The organism is Streptomyces sp. NPDC045678 (genome assembly GCF_056432085.1).
This window is the reverse complement of the sequence record NZ_JBWKJS010000001.1, coordinates 726,397-745,564: the sequence shown is the minus strand read 5'-3', so window position 1 is coordinate 745,564 and position 19,168 is coordinate 726,397. Positions and strand designations below refer to the sequence as shown.

The 19,168-nt window shown below is 73.8% G+C and carries 13 protein-coding genes; 11 read left to right on the top strand and 2 right to left on the bottom strand.

What is annotated here, in order from left to right; genetic code table 11:
• Genes AC07DO_RS03225 through AC07DO_RS03210 form a run of 4 tightly spaced genes read left to right on the top strand, consistent with a single transcriptional unit; the run spans position 1 to position 2,547 of the window.
• Positions 1-909: a hypothetical protein gene (locus tag AC07DO_RS03225; protein WP_479056647.1), complete on the top strand. Its 909-nt coding sequence runs from the start codon at positions 1-3 to the stop codon at positions 907-909.
• Positions 906-1,133 (top strand): Trm112 family protein, encoded by a 228-nt coding sequence (locus tag AC07DO_RS03220; protein WP_150183948.1) that lies wholly within the window; start codon positions 906-908, stop codon positions 1,131-1,133. Before AC07DO_RS03225 ends, AC07DO_RS03220 begins: the two co-directional genes overlap by 4 nt.
• A gap of 30 nt (positions 1,134-1,163) precedes the next feature.
• Positions 1,164-1,964: an FkbM family methyltransferase gene (locus AC07DO_RS03215; protein ID WP_479056645.1), complete on the top strand. Its 801-nt coding sequence runs from the start codon at positions 1,164-1,166 to the stop codon at positions 1,962-1,964.
• The gene (locus AC07DO_RS03210) at positions 1,954-2,547 is read left to right on the top strand and encodes a hypothetical protein (protein WP_479056643.1); all 594 of its coding nucleotides are present in this window, start codon (positions 1,954-1,956) and stop codon (positions 2,545-2,547) included. Before AC07DO_RS03215 ends, AC07DO_RS03210 begins: the two co-directional genes overlap by 11 nt.
• Here AC07DO_RS03210 and AC07DO_RS03205 read toward each other — a convergent pair.
• Positions 2,537-2,851 carry a hypothetical protein gene (locus tag AC07DO_RS03205; protein ID WP_479056641.1) on the bottom strand — a complete coding sequence of 105 codons (315 nt, stop codon included), beginning with the start codon at positions 2,849-2,851 and terminating at the stop codon, positions 2,537-2,539. The genes AC07DO_RS03210 and AC07DO_RS03205 overlap by 11 nt on opposite strands.
• A gap of 189 nt (positions 2,852-3,040) precedes the next feature.
• On the opposite strand from AC07DO_RS03205, the gene AC07DO_RS03200 reads away from it, so the two are divergent.
• From AC07DO_RS03200 to AC07DO_RS03185, 4 genes are all read left to right on the top strand, one after another.
• Positions 3,041-3,946: a LysR family transcriptional regulator gene (locus tag AC07DO_RS03200; RefSeq protein ID WP_479056639.1), complete on the top strand. Its 906-nt coding sequence runs from the start codon at positions 3,041-3,043 to the stop codon at positions 3,944-3,946.
• 99 nt (positions 3,947-4,045) lie between these two features.
• Positions 4,046-4,615: a cysteine dioxygenase family protein gene (locus AC07DO_RS03195; protein ID WP_479056637.1), complete on the top strand. Its 570-nt coding sequence runs from the start codon at positions 4,046-4,048 to the stop codon at positions 4,613-4,615.
• On the top strand, positions 4,615-5,715 hold the full coding sequence (locus AC07DO_RS03190) for a YeiH family protein (RefSeq protein WP_479056635.1): 1,101 nt from the start codon (positions 4,615-4,617) through the stop codon (positions 5,713-5,715). Before AC07DO_RS03195 ends, AC07DO_RS03190 begins: the two co-directional genes overlap by 1 nt.
• Before the next feature lie 414 nt (positions 5,716-6,129).
• Positions 6,130-7,581, top strand: coding sequence for an acyl-CoA synthetase (locus AC07DO_RS03185; protein ID WP_479056633.1), 1,452 nt, complete (start codon positions 6,130-6,132; stop codon positions 7,579-7,581).
• Positions 7,582-7,697: 116 nt separating this feature from the next.
• Here AC07DO_RS03185 and AC07DO_RS03180 read toward each other — a convergent pair whose 3' ends face one another.
• Entirely contained in the window at positions 7,698-11,384 is a 3,687-nt protein-coding gene (locus AC07DO_RS03180; RefSeq protein WP_479056631.1) for a S8 family serine peptidase, read from the bottom strand.
• 440 nt (positions 11,385-11,824) lie between these two features.
• Between AC07DO_RS03180 and AC07DO_RS03175 the strand changes: the two genes are divergently transcribed.
• Genes AC07DO_RS03175 through AC07DO_RS03165 form a run of 3 tightly spaced genes read left to right on the top strand, consistent with a single transcriptional unit; the run spans position 11,825 to position 18,968 of the window.
• Positions 11,825-13,645 (top strand): VMAP-C domain-containing protein, encoded by a 1,821-nt coding sequence (locus tag AC07DO_RS03175; RefSeq protein ID WP_479056630.1) that lies wholly within the window; start codon positions 11,825-11,827, stop codon positions 13,643-13,645.
• A 27-nt stretch (positions 13,646-13,672) separates the two neighbouring features.
• Positions 13,673-14,851 carry an AAA family ATPase gene (locus AC07DO_RS03170; protein WP_479056628.1) on the top strand — a complete coding sequence of 393 codons (1,179 nt, stop codon included), beginning with the start codon at positions 13,673-13,675 and terminating at the stop codon, positions 14,849-14,851.
• Positions 14,841-18,968 (top strand): SAV_2336 N-terminal domain-related protein, encoded by a 4,128-nt coding sequence (locus tag AC07DO_RS03165; protein WP_479056626.1) that lies wholly within the window; start codon positions 14,841-14,843, stop codon positions 18,966-18,968. Before AC07DO_RS03170 ends, AC07DO_RS03165 begins: the two co-directional genes overlap by 11 nt.
• Positions 18,969-19,168: the final 200 nt, after the last annotated feature.

The window sequence follows — 19,168 nt, the reverse complement described above, 5'->3', positions numbered from 1 at the left end:
GTGGCCGCGGCACTGCTCGCGAACCTGCTCTACAGCACCGGATTCGTCCTGGAGAAGCGGGCGTTGACGGCGATGCCTTCGGTGAGCGTCCGCAGCCCCGCCCGGCTGCTGCGGCAGGTGCTCGGCAGTCCGCTGTGGATCGGCGGCTCGCTGGCCCTGGCGGCGGGCTTCGGCGCGCAGCTCGCCGTCTACCGCACGCTGCCGATCGCCGCGGCCCAGGGCATCTTCGTGTCCGGCCTCGTCCTCCTCCTGCTGCTCTCCTCCGTCCTGCTCGGCGAACGGACCTCGGGCCGTGAGCGGTACGCGGTCGCCGGGATCCTGATCGCGCTCCTGATGGTGGTCCTCTCGCTCAGCGAGGACAGCGACACGGTCGGCCACGGCGCGCCCGTGCCGCTGATCCTCACGGTGTGCCTGCCCTCGCTCGCGGCGGGCCTCTGGCTGTACGGCTCCGCGGAGCGCCGCGCCAAGCACCGGCACCGGATGCCGACGGCGGGCGTCGAGTACGGCGTCGCGGTGGGGCTCCTGTACGGGGTGAGCTCGCTCGCCATCAAGGGCGTGTCCAGCTATCTGACGACGGAGGACATCGGCGGCGCGGTCGGCGGCCTGCTGCGCTCGCCCTACCCCTATCTGTTGCTCTTCACCGGCGCGTTCGGCCTGATCATGTCGCAGGCGGCCCTCCAGCGCTGCCGGGCGTCCCTCATCGTCCCCGTCTGCACGACCGTGACGTCGCTCTTCACGGCGGTGCTCGGGACGCTGGCGTTCGGCGAGGCGCTGCCGCACGAGCCGGTGCGCCTCACGCTGCGCATCGCGGGCACGGTCCTCGCCGTCTCCGTACTCCTCGCCATGCCGAAGCACGACGACACCGCCCCCCGGCCCTCGACCGCTCCCAAGGAGTTGACCAGCGGATGAACCCCGAAGACCCGCTGCTGAAGATCCTCGCGTGCCCGCTGGACAAGGGCCCGCTGCACCTGCTCGCCGCCGAGGAGCCCCTCGTACCGGAGGAGTCGCTGTACAACCCGCGGCTGCGGCGCCGCTATCCGGTGCTCGACGGCATACCGCAGCTGCTCCCCTCCTCCGGCGAGCAGGTCCCGGAGGAGGAACACGAGCAGCTGCTCAAGCGAATGTCCCCGTGACGTGAATGTCCCCGTGCCGAGAGGGTCCGCATGACTTTCGCCGCCCGCGTGGCGCCCTATGTCCCCGACCGTCTGATCGCCTCCCTGGCCCGGCTCGTCTATCCGCGCTTCGAACCGGAGCTCGCCCGGCTCGCCGACCTCTGCCCGGCGGGCTGCGGCACCGCCGTGGACGTCGGCGGCTGGTACGGCCCGTGGTCGCACCGGCTCGCCTCGCGCGCGCACCGCGTGGTGACCGTCGAGCCGGTGCCGCAGCTGGCGCGGCTCCTCGCGGCCAGCACGCCCCGCAACGTGCGGGTGGTCCAGGCCGCGGCGACGGACCGGCCCGGCACGGCCAGGCTGTGGCTGCCGCGCGGCGACCGCGGGGAGAGAGGTGTGTCGTCCCTGGTCCGCCGGGACATCCACGACGTGGCCGTGGACGTGCCGTGCCTGACCCTGGACGGCCTGGGGCTGCGGGACGTGCACTTCGTCAAGATCGATGTGGACGGCAACGAGCTGCGGGTCCTGCGCGGCGCGCGCGAGCTGATCGCCCGCGACCGTCCGGCGATCTTCCTGGAGCTGGAGTCGCGGATCCAGCCGACCGCGCCCATCGTGGAGCTCCTGACCGGCCACGGCTACCGGGGCTGGGTGCTGCCGCACGACAGCTGGGTGCCGCTCGACGCGTTCGCCCTGGAGGCGCACCAGTCCGCCACCTCGTACGTCGTGTCGCAGGGCCTGCTGCGCCGGGTCCTCACGCCGAGACGTCCCCGGTACGTCAACTCGGTGCTCTTCCTTCCCGACGGGCACCGCCCGGGAGCGCTCGCGGTGCGCGACCATGGGGTGCATGCCCGCTAGCTCTTCCCCCGCCCCCGGCCCGTTCACCGCGCTGGACTTCCAGCTGGTCCTGCTGCGCCGGATGGCCGACCACAACGCCGACCTGGTGGAGAGCGCGCGGCACGCGCTGGGCGTCTCCGTCGCCGACATGCGCGAGGCCAACCGCCGCTGGCAGGCGATGACCCGGTCCTCGCGGTCGCGGGGCGCCGTCTCCCGGTACCGCTCGGTCCTCGGCCCGCCCGAGGCGACGGTCCGCCGCCGCATCGGCGACCTGGAGTGCGAGGCGCTGCTGTGGCCGGTCGCGCTCTGGCCCGACCTGCGCTTCGAGGTGCTGCGCGCGCCGAACGGGGCGGTGTGGAACGAGTGGCTGGTGCGCGCGCCGGACGCGCCGGGTCCCGAGCTGCGCACGCTGGAGGACCTCACGCCCTGGTCGTGCACGGTCGACGAGGCCGCGCGCGCCTTCGCGCCGGCGCGCCCCATGGAGGGGACGGCGCCGACGCGGTGGGGCCTCGCGTTCGAGGCGGTGGACGGGGACGGTGAACGGCGGCACTGCGTGGCGGAGTTCACCTGGGGGCTGCTGCAGCGGGTGGGCGTCAGAGAATGAAGACGCTCTGCGCGGTCTCGGTGTGGTACGTCTCGCCCGGGTACACGAGCCACTCGACCGAGCCGGTGCAGTCGGGGCCGGAGTGGACCTCCGCGATGGCGTCGGTGTTGTTGGTGACCGAGCTCGGGAACCGGTCGACCGCGTAGCAGCCGCTCGGATTCTCGTGGTTCCGGCCATTGATGTTGAGGATGCCTTCCGCCGCGTACGCCGAGCCCGGCGCGGAGAAGGCGAGTGCCGCGGCCGCCGTCGTCGCCCCGAGCGCCTTGGTCAGCTTGGTCACCGTGGTCACGCTTCGTCGATTCATGTAGCTCAACGTAATGGATCACACACGTCACGTATCCGGCGCACGGGCGCAGCCACGCGCGGTCGCGTGCCGTTCGCACTCCCCGCGCCCTTCCTGGCACCGCTCCGCGATGCCCGCGCTCTTGCCGCCGGGGCAAAAGCCGGACCCCGACCTTGTTCGCCGCCTCCAACATCTGCTTATGATTCGGCGGTGTTCGATTCGCGGCACATCAAGACGTTCCACGAGGTGGTCCGGGCCGGTTCCTACTCGGCGGCCGCCCGCTCCCTCGGCTATACCCAGCCGGCGATAACCCAGCAGATGAAGGCCCTCGAACGGTCCGTCGGCACCCCGCTGTTCACCCGCGTCGGCCGCCGCATGCGCCTGACGGAGGCCGGTGAGGCGCTGTCGCGGCACGCGGGGATCATCCTGGACGACATCTCCGCCGCCCAGCAGCAGATGAACGCGATCACGCGACTGCGCTCGGGACGGGTGCGGGTCTGCGCGTTCCCCAGCGCCAACGCGACGCTCATCCCGGAGGCCCTGGCCCGGCTCGCCTCGGGCCACCCGGGCGTGCGCGTGGAGCTCCTCGAGGACGAGCCGCCCGAATCGCTGCGGCGCGTGGTGCGCGGCGAGTGCGACATCACGCTGGCCTTCACCTATCCCGGCCTGCACGACGAGGTGCCCGACGAGCTGGCGGAGATCCCGCTCATGGAGGACCAGCTGACCGTGCTGCTGCCATCCGGGCACCGCATGGCACGCCAGCGTTCGGTCAAACTCGCCGAGCTGGCCGAGGAGCGGTGGATCGCGGGCTGTCCGCGCTGCCGCGCGAACTTCCTGCACGAGTGCGCCGAGCTGGGCTTCGCGCCCGAGATCGCGTTCACCACCGACGACAACCTGGTGGTGCAGAGCCTGGTCGCGGAGGGGCTCGGCATCGCGATGATGCCGGGCCTCGTCCTGAACTTCCTCTGCCACCGCAAGGTGACGGGCCGCGCCCTGGACCCGGCGTCGCGGCGTCAGGTGTCGGCGTACGTCCTCAAGGACCACCTGCGGATTCCGGCCACCGCGCTGGTGCTCGACGAGCTGAGGACGGTGGCCGCCAACCGCGTCGGCTGCTGATCGCCGCCCTCCGCCCCCTCGTACCCATAAGCGGAAGTTGGGGGGCTGCCAAAATACTGTCGTTGGACGTGATGGATCGGGCGGCGCGACGCTGCCGTCATGAGCACTCCGACCGCGTACCGGGCCGCCCGGACCACAGAGCGCCTCGACACCCTCGTCACCGACGTGCGCGAGGCCGTGGGGCGCGGCCTGCCTCCCGACCTGACCGCGTACCTGGTCGGCGAACGGCTCGCCCCCCACCTCGGCTCCGCCGACCTGCTCACCGACGAACAGCGCGAGGGCGACCCCGAGCGCTACCGCCAGCACGTCCTGCACGCCGAGCACGACGGCAGCTTCTCGATCGTGGCGCTGGTCTGGCTGCCCGGGCAGCGGACCTCCGTCCACGACCACGTGTCGTGGTGCGTCACGGGCGTGCACGAGGGCGAGGAGCAGGAGCGGCGCTACCGCCTGGTGCCCGCCGCCGGGCCCGGTGGCGCGGCCCGCCTCGTCGCCACGGAGGACGTCGTCAATCCGCGGGGCTCGGTGTGCGGTTTCGCGCCGCCCGGCGACATCCACCGGGTGTGGAACGCCTGCGGCACGCTCGCGATATCGATCCACGTCTACGGCGCGGACATAGCCCGCCTGGGCAGCAGCGTCCGTCGCGTGTACGAACTCCCGGCCGACCGGTAATGGCGCTGCTCGGGGAGCGCACCGGCAGGTCCCGCACCCACCCCGTCACGTCCGCGCCCGCCGCGCCCCCGCGGGGCACTCCGCGCAAGCTGCCGGGCCTGGCGCTCGCGGTGGCCGGGGTCGCCGTCGCCTGGGCCGTGCACCACGTCGTCCCCGCCGTTCCGATGCTCACCGCGGCCGTGGTCCTCGGCATCGCGGCGGCCCATGTGCCGGGCGCGGCGCACGCGTTCGTACGCGGCTCGGGCAAGGCAGGGCTGACGTTCGCGGGCAAGCGGCTGATGCGGGTCGGCGTCGTGCTGCTCGGCCTGAAGCTGAGCCTGGACGACGTGCTGGGGCTCGGCTGGGCCTCGGTGGGGATGGTGCTCTGCGTGGTCGCGGTGACCTTCCTCGGCACGTGGTGGCTGGGCCGCCGGATGGGGCTGCGCGGCGACCAGCCGCTGCTGATCGCCACCGGCTACTCGATCTGCGGCGCCTCCGCGATCGGCGCGGTCAGCGAGGTGTCCGAGAGCGACGAGCGGGACACGGCCACCTCGGTGGCGCTGGTGACCCTGTGCGGCACGCTCGCCATCGCCGTACTGCCGCTGCTGCAGCACCCGTTGGGCCTCAGCGACGCGGAGTTCGGGCGCTGGGTCGGGGCGAGCGTGCACGACGTGGGCCAGGTCGTGGCGACGGCGCAGACCGCGGGTGCGGGGGCGCTGGGCGACGCGGTCCTGGTCAAGCTGATGCGGGTCGCCCTGCTCGCGCCGCTCGTCGCGGCGGTGGCCCTCTCGGTACGAGCGCGCCGGCAGGGACGCGGCTCCGCCGAGGGGGCCGCGGGGGCGGGGACGGCCGAGACCAAACGGCCGCCTCTGGTGCCGCTCTTCGTGGCCGGCTTCCTCGCCATGGTGGCGCTGCGCACGACCGGATGGCTGCCCGGCGGGGCGATCGACGCGGCGGGAACGGCGCAGGAACTCCTGCTCGCCGCCGCCCTGTTCGGCCTGGGCAGCGCGGTCGACCTGCCGTCCCTGACGCGCACGGGGGGCCGGGTCGCGGCGCTCGGCCTCGTCTCGTGGGGCGTGATCGCCGGGATCTCGTACGTGGGTGTGGTGCTGACCTACTGACGCTCGAACGAGTGGGCAGTTGTTCCCTGGAACAGGTGATCGTCGCGCCAGGAATTGCGCGGGGCGCACGAGATTGACGATGCTTACGGTGCGCGAGCGACGGACTGCAGGCCGTGACCGCGCCACCCGGCCCATGTCCCATACACGGCCGGGCAGTTGGACCCGGATCCAGGTCCTGAGCATCCCTGAAAGTCCCACAAGGAGAAGCACCACCATGAACCTCATCACTGACGTCGTCGCCGGTCTCGCCCACTTCCTGGGCTGGCTCGTCTGACGTCACGCGCACCGATAAGCAGCGACGCCGCCTCCCCCGTCCCAGGGGAGGCGGCGTCGCCGCATGTCGCGTCTGCCCCCTCATCGGCGTAAGACTCTCCTGACGTCCGGTGCAGATGACGACAACGAGGAGTACGACACGTGGATCCCCTTTTCCCGGCCCTGGACACCGCGCGCGGCGAGGCCCTCCGGTTCGGTGACCGCTCCCTGACCTACCCCGAACTCGCCTCGGCCGCCGCCTCCTTGGCCCCGAGGCTGCGCGCCGCCGGGCGGGTCGCCGTGTGGGCGACGCCGTCCCTGGAGACGGCGGTGGGCGTGGTCGCGGCGCTGCTCGCGGGCGTACCGGCCGTGCCGCTCAACCCGAAGTCGGGCGACTTTGAACTCACGCACATCCTGCGCGACAGCGCGCCCGCGCTGGTGCTGGCCGAGCCGGGGGCGGCACTCCCGCCCGCGTCGGCGGCCCTGGACCGGCACGACATCGACGTACGGGAGGACGGCGGACGCCACTCGGCCCCCTCCCCCGCCGAACCGGCCCCGGAGTCCCCCGCCCTGATCGTCTACACCTCCGGCACCACGGGCCCGCCCAAGGGCGCCGTCCTGCCCCGCCGCGCGATCGCCGCCACACTGGACGCGCTGGCGGACGCCTGGCAGTGGACCGGCGACGACGTCCTCGTGCACGGCCTGCCCCTCTTCCACGTGCACGGTCTGATCCTCGGCACGCTGGGCCCGCTGCGCCGGGGCGGCTCCGTGCGGCACCTGGGCCGGTTCGGCACCGAGGGCGTGACGCGCGAGCTCGGTTCGGGGGCGACCATGCTGTTCGGGGTGCCGACGATGTACCACCGGATCGCCGAGGCCCTGCCGGACGACCCGGAGCTGGCGAAGGCCCTGGCCGGGGCGCGCCTGCTCGTGTCCGGCTCGGCGGCGCTCCCGGTCCACGACCACGAGCGCATCGCCGCCGCCACGGGCCGCCGCGTCATCGAGCGGTACGGCATGACGGAGACCCTCATGAACACCAGCGTCCGCGCGGACGGCGAGCCGCGCGCGGGCGCGGTCGGCGTGCCGCTGCCCGGCGTCGAGCTGCGCCTGGTGGACGAGGCGGGCGAGGAGGTGGCGGCGGACGGCCCGGAGGCGGTCGGCGAGATCCAGGTACGCGGCCCGAACCTGTTCACGGAGTACCTGAACCGCCCGGACGCGACCGCGGCGGCCTTCGCGCCCGGCGGCTGGTTCCGCACCGGCGACATGGCGGTGCGCGACCCCGACGGATACGTGCGCATCGTCGGCCGCAAGGCCACCGACCTCATCAAGAGCGGCGGCTACAAGATCGGCGCGGGCGAGATCGAGAACGCGCTCCTCGCCCACGAGGGGGTGCGGGAGGCCGCGGTCACCGGCGAGCCCGACCCCGACCTGGGTGAGCGGATCGTGGCGTGGGTGGTCCCCGCCGACCCCCAGGCGCCCCCGGCCGCCGCGGAGCTGGCGGACCACGTCGCGTCGAGCCTGGCGCCGCACAAGCGGCCGCGGGTGGTGCGGTACGTGGAGTCCCTGCCGCGCAACGACATGGGGAAGATCATGAAGCGGGCACTGACGGCGGGATGATCCATCGCCGACCGGGCCGGTGTTCGGGCCCGGCCGGCGATGGAGGCCATCGTGCGAGGTGCGGGTTCCAGGGGGCAGAACCCTGATTTCGGGACGGGCGGGGTGAGGGGGAGCCTCTACTTCACCCCGACCGCCCGGATGATCTCCTGGGAGACGGCCCCGCCCCGGTCATCGGAGGCGGATGCCCGCAACGACACGGATCCCGCGCCGCCCGGCACTCTCAACTCCCCTTCCCAGGCAGCCTTCTTGCCGTCCCGCCGCAGGGCGACGTCCTTCCACGTCGCGCCCTCGTCGTACGAGACGGACAGCTTCCCGCCCCCGATGGTGCCCGTGTCCGCCGCCCCCTTCACGTATGCGGCGAAGATCCCGACGTCGACGGTGCGGCCGCCCCGCACCGCGCCCGCGAGGTCCGTGTCCACGTCGAACCCGAGGTTCAGCAGGGGCAGGAACGTCTTCTTGTCCGCGGGGGTCTGCTTCGACTTGAAGGTCCACTCGGCGTGGCCCTTCGTCGCGAGCCGCCACCGCTCCGGGTCGAGCGTCGTGTCGGTGACGACCTTGTACGTGTGCTCGGCGGGGTCCGCGTCCCACACGTACACACCGGAGCTCTTGCGCCGGTCGGCGCTCACGCCGTCCACGAAGACCTCGCTGACCTGCGTCATCGACTCCTCGTTCCAGACGTCGCCGAAGCCGGTGTGGTCGGGCCCCGAGTCGCCCCAGCCCGGCACGTTGAACGCCAGGTCGTTGCCGCTGCGCGTCTGGCCCCAGCCGAGCCCGGTGCCGAGCCAGGGGTGCAGGACCGGCTTGAACCAGTCGAGGCCGGTGCGCTTGCCGCCCTTGTAGGTCACCAGGCCGCTGCGCTCCTCCAGCGCGCCGGGCCCGGTGGACACCGACTCGTGCCACAACTGACCCCGGCCCGTGGAGACGTACTCCGTGCGCCCGGCCGGGAGGTCGACCTTCTCCTGGAAGCCGAAGCCGACCGGGAAGGTGTCGGTGATGGAGTAGCGGTACTCGCCGCCCGCCGCGGGCTTCACCGCGTGGAACGTGGTGTCCAGCGTGGCGATGTCGCGCTCGGTCGGCTCGTAGGTGAGATCACCCTGGGGAACGCTCCCTTCGTGCCCCTCCGAAAGGTCGTACACGTAGGGGGTGTTGACGGTCCCCGTACTCTCGACCCGCTTCCCCGCCCCCGCGGCCGCGACGAGCCGGGCGCCGTCGGCGGCGTCGACCGTGGCGATCTGCAGCGGCCGGTCACCGTTGTCGTCCGTGCCGAACCACGCGTTGAGGCGGCCCGGCCGGTCGTCCGTCACGAACAGCGCCTGCGCGCCCGCGTCCTGCGCGGCCTGCCCCAGCCGCGCCGGGGTGACCGCGTCCGTGCGGCGCACGACGACGGCCTTGCCGCGGACGTCCTTGCCCTCGTACGCGGCCGGGGTGCCGTCGCCCGCGTCCACGAGGGCCCACTTCTTGTGTCCCTCGGCGATCGTCCCGCCGGGTTGGGCCACGGCCTCGCGCAGGCCCTTCACGTCCACGAGGGGCTTGCCGAGCCGCCACACGGTGCGGTACTCGAAGCTGCCGTCGGTGACCTTCGCGGTGGGTGCGGCGAAGACGCTGTCGTACTTCACGGGCACCTGGACGGCGCCCATGAGGTCGGCGCCGCCGGCCTTGCGGTCGTACTCCATGAGCAGCTGCCGGGTCTCGGTCCGCCGGTCCACGTCGGCCTTGATCTCACGGAGCTTCCGTCCGTCCAGGGTGATGGCGCGGTCCTGGTCGAGGCGGATCTGCGGATCGGCGAGGAAGCCGAGGCCAAGGGAGTCCTTGCCGTGGCTGCCGCGCACATCGAGGAAGGTCGACAGGGCGTACGTGCCGGGCTTGAGCCGCAGCTTCAGGGTGCCGGATTCGTCGACGGCGGCCGGGAACGGCTCGGTGCCGTCGGCGAGTTGCCGCACGACGAGGTCGGCGGGGGACGCGGCACCGTCACGGTCCTTGACGTGGACGGTGAGGGTGTACCGCTCCTCTTCCTTGACCAGCCCTAACGCGGTGTGCGCGACTTCCTTGCCGTCCGCGCTCGCGACGACGGCGCCGCTGGTGTTCCCGACGGGCGCCTTCGACCCGTCGCCGGTGACGGTGGTCGACGCGGTGCCGTGGGCGGGGACGGTGAGGGTGGAGTCGGCGAGCGTGACGACGCCGTCGGCGGCGCCCTCCGCCGCGAGGCTCAACCGAACCTCACTCGCTGTCGAGTTGCGATAGGTGAGGGTCTTCTCGACCGGCTTGTTGTCCTCGTAGGGCCAGCCGTAGAAGCCGAGGTCGGCGCTGCCGGTGGCGGTGACGCGGGCGTCGACGGCGTCGGGGACGCTGACCCGGCCCGCCCCCAACTCGTAGGCGGACGAGGCTCGCAGTTTCTTGGAACTGGACATGAGGGCGTCCTTGAGCTGCGCGCCGGTCCAGTCGGGGTGCCGCTCGGCGAGGAGGGCGGCGACGCCCGCGACGTGCGGCGTCGCCATCGACGTACCGCTCATCCCGGTGTAGAAGCCCTCGCCCTCGGTGAATTGGGATCGGGCGGCGAGGATGTCGACGCCGGGCGCCGACAGGTCGGGCTTCAGCGCGTGGTCGCCGGCGCGCGGACCCCGGCTCGTGAAGTACGCGGCCTTGTCCGCGGAGTCGACGGCACCGACGGTCAGCGCGGAGTCGGCGGCGCCGGGCGAGCCGATGGAGGCGGGGGCGCCCGTGTTGCCTGCGGCGACGACGAAGAGGGCGCCGGTCTCCCTGGAGAGGGAGTCGACGGCGGTGGCCATCGGGTCGGTCCCGTCACTCGCCTCCGACGAACCGAGGCTCATGGAGACGACCTTGGCGTCGACGTCCTTGGCCGCCCACTCCATGCCGGCGATGATCTCCGACTCGCTGCCGAAGCCCTCGTCGCTGAGCACCTTGCCGACGGCGAGGGAGGCGCCGGGCGCGACGCCCTTCTCCTTGCCGCCGTCGGATGCGGCGCCGCTGCCGCCGACGGTGGAGGCGACGTGCGTGCCGTGCCCGTTGCGGTCGACGACCTCCTCCCCCGGGATGAAACTCCTGCTCTCGCCGACGCGCCCCTTCAGGTCCGGGTGATCGCCGTCGACCCCGGTGTCGAGGACGGCGACCTTGACGCCCTTGCCCGTGAGCCCGGCCTCCCAGGCCTTGGGGGTGCCGATCTGCTCGTTGCTCTGCGCCATGTCGGCCTCGACGCGCCCGTCGAGCCACACCTTGTCGATGCCGGACGCCTCGGCGCGCAGGGCCCGCCAGAGGGCGCCGGGACGCTCGGCGCTGACGGCGACGCCGCCGACGCTCTCGAGAGAGCGCACCTTCTCGACCCCGCGGGGCACCGGGCGAGCGCACCGCGACTCCTTGCCGTACGTGATGATGAGGGGCAGCGCGGTGGCGGCCCCGCCCCGGTCCGCGAGCCCCTGCCGGATCAGCCCGGTCACGTCGAAGAGCCGCTCGTCGAGGACACCGGAGCGCAGATACGGCCGCGCCTCGTCCGGCACGACGGTGACGTGCCCGTCGACGACCTGACTGCGCACGGCCCCTCGCACCCCGCCCGCCCCGGCGGGCCGGTCGACGGTGACGGTCTGCCTGCCGCCGGGGAGCCGGGTGACGGTGACCTTGTCCCCGGTGATCAGGGTGACGGTGCGGGCGGCCGGAGGCGTGGACGCGGCCTCGGGGCCTGCGGCGGGTGCGTCGTCGGCGACGGCGCCCTGCCCGGCGGGAAGCAGGGCGAACGCGAGACCGACGGCGGCCACGAGCGCGGCTCTTCGCCGCACGGGGGCTCTGGTCATGGGGCTGCCTCTCTTCGTCGGACCCGGGCGGGGCTGGGCAGGGCTGGGCGGAGGTGGTGCCCGAGTGCTGCGAAGAGTGCCAGGAGGCTTGTGGTGCGCGGCAGTTGGCGGAGGTGGCGGGAAGCCGCCAGGGGGAGAATCCGCCACGGGGCGCCCGCCTTCCCGGAGCCGAAGCCGTCGGCATCACGTCCATGCCGTCGGCCGCGCCCCCGGGCCGTCGGCGTCACGAAGGCGCTGACAGCCGCACGTGCCGTCCGCGAGAATACGGAGGCCGGATCCGCGCGGCCGGTTCACGGCGACCGGGTCACGGCGGCCGGGTCACGGCGGCCGGGTCACGGCGACCGGGTCACGGCGGCCGGTTAGCGGGAACCGCACGGGCTCAACGGGGGGCAGGTCATGGGCAGTTCGACGCGGGCCGCGGCAAGGCAGGCGCGTACGCCATGAAGAACACCTCCTGGCACGCCCGCATCGACTGCGGCGGCGAGGTCGGCGCGGGCTTCCTCGTCTCCGCGCGGCACGTCCTCACCTGCGCACACGTCGTCAGGGACAACGCGCGCCACCCCGTCACCGTCACCTTCCCGCACCACAGGGAACTCACCCCCGTGCGCGCCACGGTCACCGGGCACGGCGGCTGGCAGGGCCGCCACGACGACCCCGGCGACCTCGCCGTGCTGGAACTGGAGCGTTCGGTGCCGGTCGCCCCCGCCGAGTTCGCGGCGCCCGACGACGCGTACGGCGAACCGCGTCCGCGCCTCATCGTGTACGGCTTCCCGCACGGGTACGACGAAGGCACGATCGCCGAATACCGTGTCACGGCCGCTCAGTTGATCGCGGCCGAGTGGGTCCAGCTGGAAGCGTGGAGCGCCCACGGCCAGCGTCTCGCGCCGGGGTTCAGCGGTGCCGCGGTGACCCTCGCCGACACCGGCCGTGTCGTCGGCATGCTGTCGGCGGCGGACGGCACGCCCGACATCCTCAGCGGCCGGATGCTGCCCACCTCCGTGATGTCCCGCTACTGGCCGCGTCTCACCGAACTGGTCCGCACACCCTCGCACTCGTCGAGTACCGCGGAACGGCTGCGCGAACTCGTCGGGAAGGCCGCCGACACCGAGTTCGCCCGCAACCCGGAACGCCTGTACCTGGACGCGGCCGGACCGTTCGGCCCGCCGGTCCCCGCGGGCGGCTTCGACTCGCTGTGGGCCGCCGCCTGGTATCTGCTGTGGGAGGTCGGGGAACCGGAGGCCGCGATCCGCTTCGCCGACCGGCTGGCCGCCCTGCTCGATGCCCGGCTCCGGCCCACCCCGGCCACCACCGCCTGTACGACCCCCGGCCACACCCCTTGCCACGCGGCGCCCGGACACGCGGCGCCCGGCCCCGCCGCACCGGGCCCCTCGGCCGCGGGCCCGGCCTGGGCCCCGATCCTCATCGAGATAGAGCACAGCGGCGGCGACACCGACCGGGTCCTCGTGACGGTCTCCGCCCACCGCGAGGGCCGCCGCCATCCGGTCGACTCACGCGCCCTGCACAGGAGCGAGGTGCGGGCCCACGTCCAGGAGCACATCGAGCAGGCCTTCTGGCACCTTCCGCCGGGCGCCGACGAGCTGATCGCCTTCGTACTGCCCCGCGAATGGCTCAACGAGCCCGTGGCCGACTGGCAGCGCAGCGCAGACGACCCGACGCCGCTCGGCTGCTCGTACCCCCTCGTCGTGACCGAACGCTCCCGCCGCACCGGCGGCTTGCGCCACCAGCTCGCCCGCAAGTGGGAACGGCTCGGCGGCAGGACGTCGGCGACCCTGCACCGCGTCGAGTGCGGCACCAGCGAGAAGCCGGGCAGACTCCGCTTCCTGCTCCGCCGCGACGAGGCGGACCTGGCCGGTTTCGCCGCGGCCCCGACCGCGTCCCGCGTCCGGCCCCACTTCGAGGCCTCCCTGAACGCGCCCGCGCCCATCCTCGTGTGGCCGCGCAGCGGCTGCGAGCACGGCGACCACGACGAGGCGGGAGCCTGCGCCGGTACGGACTTCCTGGACCGGCTCGCCGTGTACCTGGACGGCCTGCCGCCCGCCGAACTGCCCCGCCACGTCCTCACGCTGCGCGAGAGCGCCGAGGCGTCCGACGCACCCGAGCGGCACTGGGCCAGGGACGTCCAGCTCCTGTGGGACGACCCCCGCTGCTTCCCCGACGCGGCCACCGCCCCTCAGCTCTCCCCCGTCTCCCCCACCGGGCCCGCCCCTCCTGTCACCCAGCTCTCCCCCGTCACCCGCTGAGCGCCCGCACCCCACCGGAGAACCCGCATGAGCCAGTGGCCCGTCTACACCGGCAGGACAGCGCCCCACGACGACATCGCCGACCTGCCGCCGCCCCCGCCCTGGCGCGCCTTCGACGGCGGCCCCGCCCTGCCGACCCCCGCGGACGACGGAGCCACCACCTCCCCCGACCGCGCCCACCGGGCGCGCACCTACCGGGCCACCGACGAGGCGGTCCAACTCGTCAACGCGGCGCTCTACTTGCGGCGCCCGCTCCTGGTCACGGGGCCGCCCGGCAGCGGCAAGTCGAGCCTCGCGTACGCGGTCGCCCGCGAGCTGCGGCTCGGTCCGGTGCTGCGCTGGAACATCACGAGCCGCAGCACGCTGCACGACGCGCTGTATCAGTACGACCCGCTGTCCCGGCTGTACGCGGCGGGGCAGGCCGCACAGGACGAGGCGGCCAGGACCCGTCCTCACGCGCCGGACGCGCCGCACGCCCCGGGGACACAGTCGGCGCCGGGCGCACCGGTCTCCCCGCTTCCCGGTCACGCTCCCGCCCCGCAGGCCCCGCATGAGAGCACCGCCCCCCATGAGCACGCCGACCACGTCGAGGCCGCCGCACCGGTGGACCGCGCGGGCGTCGCCGACCACCTGCGCCTCGGCCCCCTGGGCACCGCCCTCCTCCCCTACGGTCGCCCCCGCGCCCTCCTCATCGACGAGATCGACAAGAGCGACCTCGACCTTCCCAATGACCTCCTGAACATCCTGGAGGAGGGCCAGTACGAGATCCCGGAGCTGCTGCGGGTCGCGAACCGCACCCCGCGCGCGACCCTCCTGACCGACGGCACCGACACGCCGGTCACCATCGAGAAGGGCCGCGTCCGCTGCCGCGCCTTCCCCTTCGTCGTCCTCACCAGCAACGGCGAACGCGAGTTCCCGCCCGCCTTCCTGCGCCGCTGCGTCACCCTGCGGCTGCGCCAGCCGCGCGACGAGCACCTGGAAGAGATCGTCCGCGCCCACCTGGGCGAGCCCGACGCCTACGCCCGCGGCCTCATCACCCGTTTCCTGGAACGCGGCGCCGGCGGTGAACTCGCCACCGACCAGCTCCTCAACGCCATCTACCTGACCGGCGCCGCGGGGCTCGACGCCGCCTCGCGGGACGAACTGGCGCAGCGGCTGATGCCCTACCTGTCGACGGCGACCGACACCGGCCGCAATGCCTTCTGACCGGCGTCCGCGCCCCGGCGAGGTCGCGCACCTCGCCGCGCTGCTGGCCGACGTGTCGGGCGGGGCCCGTCACCTCACGCCGACCGAGCTCGCGGAACTCCTGTGGCTGACACCCCACTTGCCCGCGCCCCCGGAGCCACGCCGGCCCCTGGACCCACCCCCCGCCTCGACCGCCACCGACCCCTCCCCGCATACCCCCGGCCCCTCCATCCCTTCCGAGGCCCGTCCCGAAGCTCGCCCCACGACCGAAGCCGAAGCCGCCCCGCAAGACCCCTCCGAAGACACGAAGAAGCGGTCGCGCCCCGACCCCGCCCCGCCCGCCGACGGTCCGCCGCCATCCACCGACCACCGCATCCCGCTGCACCTCCCGCCCCGCCCCCTCCGCAAGCCCCATCCTCCCCAACCACCGTCCACGCCCCCGCCCGACAGCCACGCGGCACACGGCCCTCACCTCTCCGCACCGCGTCCGCCCTCCCCCGGCACCCGTCGCGTCCCGCTGCACGTGCCCGTCCCGCCGATGCTCGCCCACCCGCTCGCGCTGCAACGCGCGGTGCGCCCCCTCAAGCGGTACGTCCCCTCACCCACCGGACGCTTCCTCGACGAGGAGGCCACCGCCCACCGCATCGCCCTGCTCGGCGGGCGGCCACAGGGATGGCTGCCGGTCCTGCGGCCGTCCCCGGAGCGCTGGCTCCGGCTCTGCGTCGTGCACGACGGCGGCGCCACGATGCCCATGTGGCGGCCGCTCGTGCGGGAGCTGCACACCGCGCTGGCCCAGTCCGGCGTGTTCCGCACCGTCGAGCTGCACCGCGCGGCGCCCGACGGCACGGTCCCGGCCCGGGCGGCGTCCGTGCCCGCCGACGGACGTACCGTCGTCCTGGTGGTCAGCGACTGCATGGGCCCCCAGTGGCGCGAGGGCCCCGGCGCCGTCCGCTGGCGCCGCGTGCTGCGACGCTGGGCGGCCCGCATGCCGCTGGCCGTCGTCCAGCCCCTCCCCGAACGCCTGTGGCGCACCACCGCCCTGCCGACGGCCCCCGGCCTCCTGTCGGCCCCGCATCCGGCGGCCCCTGCCGCCGCCCTCGCCTTCACCGCCTACGACGCCCCGGAAGAGCCGCACCCCGAGGGCGCCCTGCCCCTGCCCGTCCTGGAGCCCGCGGCGAACTGGCTCGCCAACTGGGCGGCACTCGTCACCGACCCCGGGGGTGCCCGACTGCCCGGAGCGGTGGGCTGGTTGATGCCCACGTCACACAAGCACCCGACGGCCGAACCGGCTCCGGGCACCCCGGCCCGCGAGGACATCACCCGGCTCACCGCCGAGGAGCTCGTACTGCGATTCCGCTCCACCGCCTCACCCGAGGCGTTCCGGCTCGCGGGCCATCTCGCGCTCGGCGAACCGCAGTTGCCGGTCATGCGCCTGGTCCACCGGGCGGTCGAGAGGGACCCTCGGCCGCAGCACCTCGCGGAGGTGATCCTCAGCGGCATGCTCGCGGAGGCCCCGGAAGGCCCGCCGGGTGCGTACGCCTTCCGGGACGGCGTACGCGAGCTGCTGCTGCGCACCCTGCCACGCACGGCCCGCGGGCGGACCGGTGAACTCCTGGCCCAGGTGGGTGGGTTGATCGACGACCGGGCGGGCGTCGCGCCCGGCGAACTGCGGGCGGTGGCCCATGTGCCGGGGCCCGACGACGAGGGGACGGAGGGCGGTGCGGGCGGCGCGTTCGCGACCGTCGCCCCCGAGAGCGTCCGGCAGCTCGGTGGGGAACGGGACCACTTGCTCGGCGGGCGCTACCGCGGTGTGGAACAGATCGGGCGGAGCCCCGGCGTGTGGATCGCGGACGACCTCTCCGTCGGGGGCGAGGGCGAGTTCGTGGTGGTGCAGCGGTTCCTGGCGGTGCCGGACGGGCCGCGCGCGTCGTTCGAGGCGGCCAAACTCGCACGCTTCCGGCACCAGCACGTCGCCGCCGTCCGCGACCACGGTGTGGACAACGGAGTCTTCTACCTGGTCACGGAGTTCGTACCGGGCCGCAACCTGGACGAGGTGCTGCTCGGGCACCCCGAAGGCCTGCCCGGCGAGCACCTCCTGCAGGTGGTGGCGTCGCTGGCCGACGCGGTCCAGGCCCTGCACGCGCACGGCCTCGCCCATGGTGCGATCTCCGCCGAGCAGGTGCGGGTCCCCCGGGGGCGCGGCCCGGTCCTCTGCGGCTTCACCCTCGCCCGGTACGGCCCGGCGGTCCGGCGGTCCGACCTGATGGCGCTCGGGCGCCTCGTGCACGAGACGTACGCGGGATCGACGGCGACACCGGTGGGCCGTGCCTCTGGAGTCGCACGCCCCGGCATCCTCCCTGAAGCGGCCCTGACGGCCCTGGAGTCGGCCGTCGTCGACCTCGAGTCCGGGCAGCTGGAGCGCCAACAACGGGCTGTCACGCAGCTGTTGGACCTCACGGTACTTCCGGGCCCGGAGATCACCTACTCCCTGTTGGGCGAGCCCACGGTCCTCCGGGACGGCGCGCCCGTGCCGACGGGCACGCCGGAGTGCCAGGCGGTGCTCTGCATGCTGCTGCTCGGCAAGGGACGCCCCCTCTCGTACGAGGAGCTGGCGGAGGGCCTACGGGCCGACCGCGCCGGCCCCTCCCTCTCCCTCCTCGACTCCTGCCTGACCCACATCCGGGACGTGATGGAGCTGCCGCTGTCCGAGCGGGCCGACGGGTACGTCCTCAACCTCCCGCACGAGGACTCCGTCGACCTGTTCCGCTGCCGGCGGCTGGCCGCCGAGGCCGACGCGGCGCGGGTGGCGGGGGACGCGGGGACGGCCCGCGCACGGGTGTGGGAGGCCCTGGCGCTGTGGCGCGGGGACCCACTGAGCGGAGTGCCCGGCCCGGCCGCGGTACGGGCGAGGGCATCCGTCCGCCTGCTCCAAAGGAGCCTGCGTGTCCCGGACGGTGAACGTCTCGTCCGGGACGCGGGGTCGCAGCACACCCTCGCGGTGTTCGAGTGCGTGGCGCCCCTCGACCTGTCCGACACGCTCAGAGAGCGGCTGGGCCGGTCGCTCTCCGATGTACTGGCCCACTGCGGCCTGCATCACTACACGTTCCAGCCGGTCTCAGGGGGCTGGCAGGTGGTCGTTCCTCCAGGTGCCCTCCCTGAGCGGCTGCTGCCGGGGCTCCTGGAGTGGCTCCCCACCCTCCTCACGGACCTGCCGCACGTCGCGCTCGCCGTCACGGTCGCGCAAGCCCCCGGCCCGACCGCCTTCCCGCCCCGGTTCCCCGAGGGACTGCGGCACCTGTTCGGCCGCGAGGGAGGCATGGTGATCGCCGTCCCCGACGCACTGTATGCATCCCTCGTCCTCCGGGAACCGCCCGGCGCCCCCGCCCTCGAGGAGGCGCCCGGCACGGGCCACTGGTTCAGCCGCATCGCGGCACCGCCCGCCACCTCTCCCGGCGCACCGGTCCTGCTCGGCTTCGACGGGGTCTTCACCCATCTCTTCCGGGAGTCCACGGCACGTGCGGCCACTCTCTCCCTCATGTCCGTGGTCGCCGAGTACCGCCACCTGAACGACGCGCTGTCGGGCGTACCGCTGCTGGAGTCGCGCAGTACCGTCGTGCCCAGCGGACAGCTCACCCACCCCCTGGACGCGCTGAGGGCGCTCGCGCACCACCAGGAGTACGCCGCCGAGCTGCACGCACGCCTCACCACGCTGGAGACGGACCGCGCGGCCGCGGCCAGGCCACTGGCCCACAGCGGCGCACTCCGCGGCCTCCTCACGAACCATCCCGTCGCCATCGTCACCGACGTCTCGTCCGACGCCGTGTCGGCGTACCTCGAAGCGCACGGCCTGCCCGCCCCCCGCGGCGGCATCCACGGCCGCACCGCGGACCTCACGCGCCTGATGCCGGACCCGGACTGCCCGAACCGGGCGTTGCGCCGGCTCGGCGCCGACCCGGTCCGCTGCCTGATGCTCGGAACGAGCGTCCACGAGCTGCGCGCCGCCGGGGCCGCGGGGGCCGACTTCATCGGTTACGCACCCGCCCGGCATTCCGCGGAACTCCTCATCGACGCGGGAGCCCGGCTCACCGTCGCCTCCCTGCGCGCGTTCATGGACATCGCCCGTCAGCGGGAGGCATGAGAAGCCATCAGATCGGCGAGTACGCACCTACTCGGTAGCGACCCCTCCGGGTCCACTGGGACCACCGCACTGTTCGCCCGGACCACCGCACCGCCTGCGACGCCCCCCACACACACCACCCGTGCGGCGGCACCCCGCCCGGCTCAGTTCAGCGCGCGGGCCGCGCCCGTCCGCCGCACGATGCGAGACAGGACCGTCGT